This window comes from Micrococcus sp. 63XJN7_8_ISO-PGPR-S23-253, from assembly GCF_056173425.1.
The window spans coordinates 213463-225417 of sequence record NZ_CM149673.1; the positions used below are offsets into that span (position 1 = coordinate 213463).

At 73.2% G+C, this 11955-nt stretch carries 7 protein-coding genes; 1 reads left to right on the forward strand and 6 read right to left on the reverse strand.

The genetic code is table 11. From position 1 onward, the window contains the following. Nucleotides 1–121: 121 nt before the first annotated feature. The 5 genes from AC0VX4_RS01050 to purB form a co-directional block, all read right to left on the reverse strand. Entirely contained in the window at nt 122–1678 is a 1557-nt protein-coding gene (locus AC0VX4_RS01050) for a DUF1846 domain-containing protein (protein ID WP_081091305.1), read from the reverse strand. A gap of 61 nt (nt 1679–1739) precedes the next feature. Continuing rightward, on the reverse strand, nt 1740–2753 hold the full coding sequence (locus AC0VX4_RS01055; protein WP_145032618.1) for a trimeric intracellular cation channel family protein: 1014 nt from the start codon (nt 2751–2753) through the stop codon (nt 1740–1742). Between the two features lie 72 nt (nt 2754–2825). Continuing rightward, on the reverse strand, nt 2826–3725 hold the full coding sequence (locus AC0VX4_RS01060) for a trimeric intracellular cation channel family protein (RefSeq protein WP_145032621.1): 900 nt from the start codon (nt 3723–3725) through the stop codon (nt 2826–2828). A gap of 101 nt (nt 3726–3826) precedes the next feature. Further along, a complete protein-coding gene (locus AC0VX4_RS01065) occupies nt 3827–5005 on the reverse strand; it encodes a hypothetical protein (RefSeq protein WP_145032624.1) in 1179 nt (392 codons plus the stop codon). Between the two features lie 140 nt (nt 5006–5145). Beyond that, nucleotides 5146–6585 (reverse strand): adenylosuccinate lyase, encoded by a 1440-nt coding sequence (gene purB / locus AC0VX4_RS01070; RefSeq protein WP_145032627.1) that lies wholly within the window; start codon nt 6583–6585, stop codon nt 5146–5148. Nucleotides 6586–6769: 184 nt separating this feature from the next. Between purB and AC0VX4_RS01075 the strand changes: the two genes are divergently transcribed. Continuing rightward, nucleotides 6770–8350 (forward strand): AMP-binding protein, encoded by a 1581-nt coding sequence (locus AC0VX4_RS01075; RefSeq protein ID WP_145032630.1) that lies wholly within the window; start codon nt 6770–6772, stop codon nt 8348–8350. 1 nt (nt 8351) lies between these two features. Here the strand turns inward: AC0VX4_RS01075 and AC0VX4_RS01080 are convergent, their stop codons facing one another. After that, nucleotides 8352–11942 carry a TM0106 family RecB-like putative nuclease gene (locus tag AC0VX4_RS01080; RefSeq protein WP_145032633.1) on the reverse strand — a complete coding sequence of 1197 codons (3591 nt, stop codon included), beginning with the start codon at nt 11940–11942 and terminating at the stop codon, nt 8352–8354. Nucleotides 11943–11955 lie beyond the last annotated feature (13 nt).

Consider the following 11955-nt stretch of genomic DNA (forward strand, 5'->3'; position numbering starts at 1 on the left):
CTTGTAGATCGGGATCAAATTTGGCAGAGGCCCCGGCGAACCGCCGGGGCCTTCTGACACGGCGTCAGCGAAAACGCTCCGCCCGCGCGTGTTGCGCGAGCGAAAACGTCTCGCCCTCGGGTCACCGCTTCCGGTACAGCCCCTTCTTCTGGAACTTCGGCTCGCTCGTCACGAGCATCCCCAGGGACCGGAAGATGCCCTCGTCCACGGAGCCGAGGATCGTCGTCGTGTGCACGTCGCAGCCCTCGAGGCTCGCCAGCTGCTCGACGGCCGCCCTCGCGTTCGCGTCGGTCGCCGCGGACACGGACAGCGCGATCAGCACCTCGTCCGTGTGCAGCCGCGGGTTCTTGGAGCCCAGGTGCACGGTCTTGAGCGTCTGGATCGGCTCGATCGAGGCGGGGGAGAGCAGGTGCACGTCGTCCTCGATGCCGGCCAGCACCTTGAGGGCGTTGAGCAGCACCGCGGCGGAGCAGCCCAGCAGCTCCGAGGTCTTGCCGGTCACCAGGGTGCCGTCCGCCAGCTGCACGGCCGCGCCGGGCTCACCGGTGCGCTCGGCCACCAGCTGCGCGGCACCCACCACCGGGCGGTCCTCCGAGCTCAGGCCCAGCTTGGACATCACCAGGGCCACGCGCTCGGACTCGGTGTCGTCCGCGCCCTCCAGGGCCTCGTTGACCTGAGCCTTGTAGTAGCGCCGGATGATCTCCTGCTCCGCGGCCTCCCGGCACACCTCGTCGTCCACGATCGCCGCACCGGCCATGTTCACGCCCATGTCCGTGGGGGACTTGTACGGGGTGGTGCCCGTGACCTTCTCCAGCAGCGCGGACAGCAGCGGGAACACCTCGACGTCGCGGTTGTAGCTCGTCACCCGCTCGCCGTACTCGGCCAGGTGGAACGGGTCGATCAGGTTGATGTCGTCCAGGTCCACGGTGGCGGCCTCGTAGGCGGCGTTGACCGGGTGCTCGAGCGGCAGGTTCCAGATGGGGAACGTCTCGAACTTCGCGTAGCCGGCCGGGATGCCCCGCTGCCGATCGTTGTACACCTGGCTCAGGCACGTCGCCAGCTTGCCGGAGCCCGGGCCGGGGGCCGTCACGACGACGAGGTCCCGCGTGGTCTCGGACCACTCGTTGGCGCCGAAGCCCTGCTCCGAGACGATCGTGGACATGGCGTGCGGGTAGCCGGGGATCACGCGGTGGCGGGCCACCTTCAGGCCGAGCCGCTCGAGCTTCTCGAGGAACGCCAGCGCACGGTGGTTGGCGTCCTCCAGCTGCGTGACCACCACGTGCTCCACCAGGAACCCGCGCTCGCGGAACACGTCCACGAGGCGCAGGACGTCGTCCTCGTACGTGATGCCCAGGTCCGCGCGGACCTTGTTCCGCTCGAGGTCCTTGGCGTTGAAGCACACCAGGATCTCGGTCTCGTCCTTGATGCGGTCCAGCATCGCGATCTTGTTGTCCGGGGTGAAGCCGGGCAGGACGCGGGAGGCGTGCAGGTCGTCGAAGAGCTTGCCGCCCATCTCCAGGTACAGCTTCCCGCCGATCTGGCGGCGGCGTTCCTGGATGTGCTGGGACTGGAGCTCGATGTACTTCGCGCGGTCGAATCCGACGCGGTGGAGGGGGCCGGAGGCCGCGGCCTCCGTGGTCGTGCTGGCGGGGCGGGCGGTCTCATGCGTGCCGGTCATGGACTCTCAGCATAGACCTGTTCGCGGGGTGCGCGGCCCGGCGTCGGGCCCACCGCATCCCTCAGTCCCTCGGGTCCTCCGGGTCGTCCGCGATCCAGTCGTGCTCGGGGTCGTCGAAGCTGCGCGTGCGCCCGGTGCGCAGGTCGGTGACGTCCATGACACCGGTGCCGCGGTCCAGGCGCACCTGCTGGTGTGAGGCGGGGTCGATGACGGTGATCGTCTGGGTCTGCGGGTCGTAGTCGTCCACCCGCACCTGGTCCTCGTATTCCTCCCGCGGTCCGTAGGATCCGTGCGTGTCGTCGTCGGGGAAGGCGGGGGCGCCGGGGGAGCGCAGCCGGCGCTCGAGGGTGCGCTCCACCCGGCGTGCGGCCGCCTCCTGCGCCTGCGTGGCCAGGCGCCGCAGACGTTCGAGGGACTCCTTGTCCTGGGAGATCTCCGCGCCGAAGAACCGCCACTGGTAGCGGTAGGCGATCATCCGCACCGCGAAGATCAGGAACGCGATGAGGAAGCCCGTGAACGCGTTGAGCGCGCCGTTCATCGCCACCACGGTCGCCAGCACCGCGCCCAGGAACGTGGGGAGCACGTAGACGCCGCGGGGGTCGAAGATGGACGGGACCTCGTTGGCGACGATGTCCCGCAGCACGCCGCCGCCGAGCGCCGTGACCATCGCGATCACCACCGTGGACACCGGGTGCACGCCCATCGAGTGCGCCAGCAGCACGCCGGACACCGTGAACAGGGCGAGCCCGGCGGCGTCGAACAGGGTGATGGTCAGGTTCAGCCGATTCGGGTGGATCACCTTGACGTACACGAGCAGGGACACCAGCACGGGCGGAGCCAGGTAGACCGGGTTCTCCAGGGACGCGGGCAGACCGCGGTCCAGCAGGATGTCCCGGGTGAAGCCGCCGCCCAGCCCGGCCAGCAGGGACAGCGCCATCGAGCCCACCAGGTCGAACTGCTTGCGGGCCGCCAGCAGCGCCCCCGAGGTGGCGAAGAAGAAGATCCCGATCAGGTCCAGGGTCGTGAGCAGCCACGGGACGTCGGTGAGGGTGGCGAAGAACTGCTGCACGTCCACGGCGGCTCCTTCCGTTGGGTCCGGGGATTCACCGGCCATTGTCCCGGGCGGCCCGCGCAGTGGCTCGTTTGTTCACCCGGGTGTCCCCGGAGGTGTGACGTCTTCGTCGGTTCCGGGCGTCTCCTCGTTCGCCGGGGGGCCGTCCTCGCCGGGGTCGGCGGGCGGCCCGTCCCTGCCCTTGCGGTCGCGGATGTCCGGCACGGGCGGCTCGTCGTGCGGATCCAGGCGCTGGCGCTGGGTCTCCCCCGAGATCTCGGCCCCCGGGGCGAGCCACTCCCTGCGCAGCGACACCACGCGCAGGGCGAGCACGAGCACCATGACCGCCGCTGAGGTCAGCGGGCCGAGGAGCTCCGCCTGGCCGAGGGCCGCCGTCGTGCCCGCGCCGAGGATGGCCGGCAGCGCGTACCAGCCGCGCCCGCCGAACACGGCGGGCGGTTCCCCGGCGACGACGTCGCGCAGGATGCCGCCGCCGACGGCGGTCACCAGGCCCAGCACCGCGGCGGCGACCGGGCTCAGGCCGGCGAGCAGGGCGATGCGCGTGCCCACCACGCAGTACACGGCCAGGCCGATGGCGTCGAAGGCCATGACGGCGTGGTGGCCGCGCTCGCCGTCGAAGATCCGGAGGAACACCGCCAGCGACGCGACCGCCGGCAGGATCAGGTACCAGGGATTGTCGAACGCGGCGGGCACGTCCCGGCCGACCACGAGGTCGCGGACGACGCCGCCGCCCGTGCCCACCATGAGGGCCAGCAGCAGGGAGCCGACGATGTCGTAGCCCTTGCGCACGGCGAGGACGGCGCCCGAGATCGCGAAGAAGAACACGCCCACGAGGTCCACGGCGGTGATCGCCGCGGTGATCGCATTGGCGAGCTCGCCGTGCGCGTCGATCGGCTCGGGCACGTCCCGTTCCAGTTCGGCGGGGTCCTTGGGGGCCGCGGACAGCAGCCACACGGGGAGAGACGGAAGCAGCACCCGCCCATCGTCCCCTGTCGGGCGGCACCCAGCCACCGACGGGCGACCGGGGCCGGGGGTGCGGGGCGGCGCGTGGGGGAAGGGCGCGCCGCCCCGCGGTCTCAGCGGGCCAGGCCGAAGCGGCGCCGGCCGGCGACCAGGGCGCCCGTGCCCGCGGCAGCGACGGCGGCCAGCCACCAGGCCTGGCCGGAGCCGGTCTCCACGGTCTCGGGGACGGTGTGCTCGCCGGCGGGCTCCGAGGGCTCGGAGGCCTCCCGGGCGTCCGTCGAATCCGGGGCGAGGGTCGCCGGGGACTCCGGTGCGGGTGCCTCGGACGCGTCGTCCTCGCCCTGGGCCTCGAGGGCCTCCCACACGCGGGCCTCGTCGAACGGGAGACCCGTGCCCTGGACCCCCAGGTGGGGGTCGGCGGCCCGCGGGTCCCCGATCGAGAACGTCACGACGAGCGTCTTCTGCTCGCCGGTGCTGCCGTCAGTGAGGGTGAAGACGGCCTGGTCGGTGCCGGTGAAGCCCTCGTCCGCCACGTAGACGGTGCTGGCCCAGCTGCCGCGCTCCTCGCCGGGAGTCCAGACCGTGGGGTCGCCGACGCGGGGCAGCTCGACGAGGGTGCCGTGCTCCGGCTGCTCGACCACCGTCATGGTGGAGTCCTCGATGGGGCCGCCGCCGGCGACGTCGCCGCTGGAGTTGCCCTGCAGGCGGACCAGGCGGGATCCGGGAGCGGCGAGGTGGGTCTGGTGGTCCACCGTCGGGCGTCCGCCGAACTCGTAGGCCTGCGGGCCCCTGGCGTCCAGGAACATGCCGGGGACGTCGTCGCCGAGGTTCCGGTCCTCCCCGAACACCAGAGTCGCGGTGGCCTTCCCGTCCACGTAGAGGGTGAAGACGGCGCCGGCGGTGCCCTCCTCGCCGAGGACCCGACGCTGCTCCAGGACGTCCACGTAGCCGGTCTCGAGCTGGGCGTCGTAGGTGAACTCCACATCCGTCTCCGGGCCCATCTCACCGGGGACGTCATAGGAGATCTCCTCGAGATCCGTGAAGGACGGGTAGAACGGCGCCACGGTCACGCGGACGTCCTTGACGGCGTGCTGCGTGTAGAAGCGGCCCGTCAGGGGCGAGAGCTCCGTGGAGCCGAAGGTGCCCCCGACGAAGTGCCCGTTCTGCCACCCGTCCGTGGTCTCGGCGGGGGCGGCGAAGGCCGGGGTGGCCGCGGTGGCGGCGAGGCCGCCCGCCAGGACGGCGGCGGCGAGGGCGGTGGACAGCGGGCGGGTGGTGCGGCGAGCGGACATCAGGTCTCCTCGGGGCGTGCTCTGCGGCGGGTCGTGGCCGCCGGGTGGCGGCAACGCCCTCAGCCTGCCCGCGTGGCGCACGCCACACCAGAGGTGTGCTCAGGTCGTGACCATCCTGTCCTCGGATCGTGACCTGGGCGTCAGTCCTGCGCCGGCACGAACTCCTGGGCCAGCTGCGCCGCCGCGCCGGTGTAGCCCGCGGGGGAGAGGTCGAGGAGGCGGGCCTCGGCGTCGTCGGACAGACCCAGGCCCTGCACGAACTCGCGCATGCGGGCGGCGTCCACGCGCTGACCGCGGGTGAGCTCCTTGAGGCGCTCGTAGGGATTGTCCATGCCCGGCACGCCGGCGATCGCCTCGGCGCGCATGACGGTCTGGATCGCCTCGCCGAGGACCTCCCAGTTCGTGTCGAGGTCCTCGGCCAGCACGGGCTCGGCCACCTGGAGCTGGCCCATGCCCTTGGTGACGTTGGTGAGGGCGAGCACCGAGTGGCCGAGGGCCACGCCGATGTTGCGCTGCGACGTCGAGTCCGTGAGGTCGCGCTGCCAACGGGACTCCACGAGGGTGGCGCCCAGCGAGTCGAGCAGGGCGCAGGAGAGCTCGAGGTTCGCCTCGGCGTTCTCGAAGCGGATCGGGTTCACCTTGTGCGGCATGGTGGAGGAGCCGGTCGCGCCGGCCACGGGGATCTGCGCGAAGTAGCCGATGGAGATGTAGCTCCACACGTCCACGCAGAAGCCGTGGAGGATCCGGTTGAAGCGCGCGACGTCGGCGTACAGCTCCGCCTGCCAGTCGTGGGACTCGATCTGGGTGGTCAGCGGGTTCCAGGTGAGGCCGAGGTGCTCCACGAAGGACCGGGACAGGGCCGGCCAGTCCGCGTCCGGGGCGGCGGCGAGGTGGGCGGCGTAGGTGCCGGTGGCGCCGTTGATCTTGCCCAGGTACTCCTGGCCGGCGATGCGCCGGGTCTGGCGGGTCAGACGGTGCACGAACACGGCCATCTCCTTGCCCAGCGTGGTGGGCGTGGCCGGCTGGCCGTGCGTGCGGGAGAGCATGGGGGTCTCGGCGGCCTCGGTGGCCATCGCGGAGACGGTGGCCACGGCGGCGCGGGCGGCCGGCAGCCACACCTGCTCGACGGCGTCGCGCACACCCACGGCGTAGGCGAGGTTGTTGATGTCCTCGGAGGTGCACGCGAAGTGCACGAGCGGCTTCAGCCGGCCCAGGCCCAGCCCCTCGAGGCGGTCCGCGATGAAGTACTCGACGGCCTTCACGTCGTGCACCGTGACCTTCTCGGTGGCCGCCAGCTCGGCCACGGACTCCGCGTCGAAGTCCGTGACGATCGCCCGCAGGCCCGCCTGCTGCTCGGCCGTGAGCGGCTCGAGACCCGGCAGCACGCGGTGCTCGGCCAGGTGGATGAACCACTCGACCTCGACGTGGATGCGGTTGCGGTTCAGCGCCGCCTCGGACAGGTGCTCCACGAGCGGCTCCACCGCCGCACGATAGCGGCCGTCCAGGGGGCCGAGGGCGATGCCGGCCTCGGCGAGGGAACGGCGGTGGGCGGTGGACGCGGGCGCGGGCTGCGAGGTCATGGCCCCCATTCTGGCAGGCGCCGCGGACGCCCGACGAAGGCGACGACCGGGTCCGTCCTCGACCGCGACGGGGTGGCGAGTGCAACATGCGGACGCGCCCGGTGGCCCGGGGCGCGGCGGACCTACCGTGGTTGACGTCGCCGTCGCCCGGCGTCGGCGTGCCGAGAGGGATGAGGAGACCGAGATGACGGAACGGACCGGGCAGGCCAGCGAGGCCGGGACGATCGACCGGCTGATGGCCGGGTGGGTCGCCGACGTCGAGACCCCGGACGCCTGCGCCGCCCACCTGCTCTGCGACCGCTGGCCGGCCGACGCCGTGGCGTTCCGGTTCGTGGCGGAGGACATGTCCGCCGTCGACCTCACCTTCGGCGAGCTGGCCGACCGCTCCCGCCGCCTCGCCGCCGGCCTCGCCGCCCGCGGCGTCACGCGCGGCGACCGGGTGCCCGTGATGATGTCCAAGCGGGAGGAGCTCGTCATCACGCTGCTGGCCCTGTGGCGGCTCGGTGCCGTGCACGTGCCGCTGTTCACCGCGTTCGCCGAGGGCGCCGCACGGATGCGCATCGAGGGCGCGGCGGCGCGGCTCGTCGTCGCCGAACCCGGTCAGGCCGAGAAGCTCACGGACATCCCCGGCATCGAGATCATCCGCACCGGCCCGGAGTGGGACGCGCTCGCGGACTCCGCGCCGCTGGCCGAGGACGTCGCCGTCGGCGGGGACGGGCCGATCGCCCTGCTGTTCACCTCCGGCACCACCGGCCGCCCCAAGGGGGTGCCCGTGCCGCTGCGCGCGGCCGCCGCGTTCGCCGTCTACCTCACGTGCGCGGTGGACCTGCGCCCCGAGGACCTGTTCTGGAATGCGGCCGACCACGGCTGGGCATACGGGCTGTACTACGGGATCGTCGGCACGCTGATGCTCGGGGCGACCTCGGTGCAGTACCGCGGCGCCTTCTCCCCGGCGACCATGGTCGAGGTGATCCGCTCGCAGGGCGTCACGAACCTCGCCGGCGCCCCCACGATGTTCCGCGCGCTGGCCAAGGCCGGGGAGGTCACCGAGGACGCCCCGCTGCGGCTGCGGCGCGTGTCCACGGCGGGGGAGCCGCTGCCGCCGTCCGTGCTCGAGTGGGGCCGGGCGGCCCTCGGCGTGGAGATCCGCGACCACTACGGCCAGACCGAGCTGGGCATGGTCATCTGCACCCTCGCGCACCCCGCGCTGGCCGCGCCGCCCCGCCCGGGCTCGATGGGTGTGCCCCTGCCGGGGATCGCCGCCCAGATCCGGGACGGGCAGATCGCGATCGACGCGGCCTCGCCCCTGTTCTGGTTCCCCGGCTACCTCGGGGAGCCGGAGAAGACCGCGGAGCGCTTCACTCCGGACGGCCGCTGGTATCTGACCGGGGACACCGCCCGGCAGGACGACGACGGCTGGTTCTTCTTCTCCTCCCGGGACGACGACGTGATCCTCGCCGCCGGGTACCGGATCGGCCCGTTCGACGTGGAGTCCGTGCTCATCGACCACCCGCGGGTGCAGGACGTGGCCGTCGTCGGCCTGCCGGACCCGGAGGGGGTGCGGGGCGAGGAGGTCGTGGCGTTCGTGGTGCCCGCCGGGGCCGTCGCGGACCCGGACGCCCTGGCGGCCGAGCTGCAGGCGAAGGTCCGCGACGAGTACTCCAAGCACGCCTACCCGCGCCGGGTGCACTTCGTGGATCAGCTGCCCAAGACCCCCTCCGGCAAGCTGCAGCGGTTCCTGCTGCGCCAGGGCGCCGCCGGCTGAGTCAGCGGTGCACGAGCCGCAGGAACGCGCCGATCATCGGCAGGTCCTCGGGGCGGGTGGGCAGCGCGTCCGCGAGGGCGGGGGAGTGGACGAGGTAGGCGGCCCACTGTCCGCGCGAGATCGACACGTTGAGCCGGTTCCGGTTCAGGAGGAAGTCCAGCCCGCGCGGCACCTCCTGCGGTGAGGACGCCGCCATCGTCAGGATCGCGACGGCGGCCTCCCGGCCCTGGAACTTGTCCACGGTGCCGACGGTGGTGCCCTCGAGACCGGCGACGTCGAGTGCCTCCCGGACCGTGGCGACCTGCGCGTTGTACGGGGCCACCACGATCACGTCGGAGGGCTCGAGCGGCCGGCCGGGGTCGTCCGGGCCGGTGGACCAGGTGCGGCCGAGCAGTGACCGGATGATCTCGACGACGGCCGCGGCCTCCTCCGGCGAGGACACCGCGTTGCCCGTGTGGGAGACCGGCCAGGGGTGCAGCCCGGGCTCCACGCCGTCGAGGCGGCGGGCGTCCGTCCGCGGGGTGTGCGAGCGCAGGCGGCTGGCGTAGGAGAGCTCGGAGACCGGCGCGCAGAGCGCCGAATGCATGCGCCACGAGGTGTCCAGGAAGAAGCCGCGGTCGGCGCGGAGCACGGGGGCGCCCTCCGCGATCCAGGTCAGGGCCGCGTCGCCGATGGGCTGGGGGTGCTCGCCCCTGCTGACCTGGGGGAGCTGCTGCGGGTCACCCAGCAGCAGCACCGTCTCGGCCAGGGCGCTCGCGCCCAGGAGGTGCGCGAGGGAGAGCTGCCCGGCCTCGTCCACCACCAGGAGGTCGACCGGCTGGGCCGCGGCGTTCGCGAAGGTCCACGCGGTGCCGCCCAGGACCCGGCCCGGTGCCAGGAAGGCATGGACCTCCGATGAGCCCAGGGACGTCCAGCGGTGCGGTCCGTCCGGGTCCTTGGGCTCCTTGCCCACGCGGTCGGGGTCCACACCGACGCCGATCAGCTGGTCGAGGAAGTTCTCCACCACCGCGTGGGACTGGGCCGTGACACCGACCGTCCAGCCCCGGTCCAGGAGTTCCTTCACCGCGCGGCTGCCCACGAACGTCTTGCCGGTGCCGGGAGGGCCCTGCACGGCCACGTAGGAGCCGCGTGCGGACTCGACCGCCTCGACCAGGCCGCCGACGCCGTCCCGCCGGCCGTCTCGTACGTCCGCCCCGATCGCGGCGAGGGTCCGGCCCGTGGTGCGCGGGGCACGGCGCGCCAGGATGTCGAACACCGCTCCGTCCGGCAGCCGGCCGCGGCGGGCGGCCTCGGCGGCCTGCTCCCGGATGCGTTCGAGGAGGCCGCCGGGCCGGACATAGTTGAGGTGGAACACCGCCATGGGCACCTCTGCGTGCGGTTCCGGCTCGTACTTGGCGCTGAGGCGCTGCAGCAGGCTGACGCGGAACCGGCCCGGTGCGATCTCCTCCACCTCGGTCACGTCCACGGGCGATCGGCTCTGCCAGCGGACGGCGTTGGGGGCCAGCTCCGCCCAGCGCGGCGGCTGCTCGTACAGGGCGTTGAGCTTGAACCTCTCCTTGCTGTTCCGACGCGGCCGGACCTCGGTGCCCGGCTCGAGGCGCCCAGTCACGGTCAGCGTCCGGGCGGGGTTGCTCCGCGGGGTGGGACGTTCCCATGCACCCACCGACTCGACGGTGTCGAACACCAGGTTCGCGCGCGGCTCCTGCCACTCGTCCGGGGCGGACACCGCCCGATCGAACATGGCCCACCACAGCGGCTTGTTCTCCCTCGCGAAGTAGCCCAGGCCAGCGGCCAGCAGGGCGACACCGCGCGGCCCGCCGTCGAGCTCCGTCTCCGGGGCCCCCGTCCCGCCCGCCTCGTCCCTCTCGACGCCCGCCAGCGCCTGCAGCGAGGCGGCGAGGGCCGCGTCCTGCTCCTGGAGCGACGGCGCGGCCTCGACCAGCGGCTCGTCCCCGGTCGCGGCGTCGTCGACGGGACGGTCCGCGACGGCCGCCTCCTCGGGCTCGACCTGTGCCAGCAGCCAGTCCCGCAGCCGCGCCGTGGAGACGCAGTCGTACCGGTTGTAGTCCTCGATGTCAGCGCGGATGGCCCTCGCGACCTCGGTGTCCCCGGCCTCCATCGCGGCGACGTACCGGTGGTACTCGGTGACGCTGTCCGCCGCCGTCGTGACGCCGTCCTCCGCCCGGTGCTCCGCCCCCATGTAGAGGGGCTCCAGCTTCTTGATGGAGTAGCTCGGCACACCGGCCCGCAGGGCGGCGCGGACCGTGGAGTAGAGGTCCACGAACAGCCCCGCGCGCAGCCAGTCGTCCAGCTCGCGCTCGCCCACGCCGTGGCGCACGGTCAGGCGTTTCAGCGCGGTGACCTCGTACGCGGCGTAGTGGTAGATCCGCATCCCCGGGTGGGTCGCGCGCCGCGCCTCCACGAACGCCACGAACTGCTCGAGCGCCGCCCGCTCGGCGGCACGGGTGTCCGCCCACAGACCCGTGAACCGGAAGTCGGCCGAGGCGGTCCGCGCGGTGTCCCCGCCCGGCGCCTCGACCCATCCCCACAGGTACTCGAGGCCCTCCATGCTCCCGTCCGCGGAGACCCACAGCGGGTCCCCCTCGAAGTCGAAGAAGACGTCTCCGGCGTCCGGCACGGGCAGCCCCGCCACGGCGCGCGGGTCCACGATCCGATGCGGCGGCAGCCCGTCCGCCCCGGCCGGCTCCAGCTGGATCGCCGCCTGGTCCCGCAGTGACTCCCACGTGCGGCGGGCCATGCCCTCCGGCGGTGCGACGGACGCCGCGAGCTGCTCGATGGTCGTGATGCCGGCCTCGCGCAGCCGGGTGCGCTGCAACCGCGTGGCCCCCGCCGTGAGCAGCACGTCCCGGTGCTCGGCGACGGCCTCCTCGCACGCCTCGCACGCGCCGCAGACGCTCAGGCGGTCGTCGCCCCAGCGGGCGGGCGCCCCGGCGGCCACGTGATCCTGCAGCAGCGCCTCCAGCCGGGCGCGCTGGTGCCGGTACACCGGGATCACCTCGTCCAGGTCCGCGACGTGCCGGGAACCGTCCCCGAGCCACAGGCTGCCCTGCCGCGCCCGCGGCACGCCCATGCCGTCCAGCAGGTCCGCGTACGCGGCGATCTGCAGCAGCGCCGTCACCCGCGCATGCCGGGCCAGCTTCGTGTCCACCACCTCGTACGCGCCCTCGGGGTGCTCCTCGTCCGTACGGAGCACGAGGAAGTCGGCCAGGCCGCCGAACGCGCCGTCGTGCAGCATCCCCTGGAACACGACGGCGGGACGCGCGGCCAACGCCGCCGCGGTGCGCTCCCGGGCGGCCCGCACGCCCTCGGGCGTGTAGCGCTCCGGGCGGGCGAGCCGGACCACCTGGTCCGCGCCGTGCTCCGCCTCGAGGCGCGCGAGCACGCGGGACTCGTGCTCGTCCCCGAGGCGGGAGACCCGCTCCAGGAACGCGTCCTCCACGCCGATCCGCTCGGCGCGACCGAGTCTCGGGTCCACCGTCCCGCGCAGCCACCCGTACGTGCACGTCGCGGCTGCGGTGATGTCCGAGGGGCTGAGCATGAAGGAGGCGCGGTCCGGCGCGAAGGTCACCATGCGGTCACCCTAG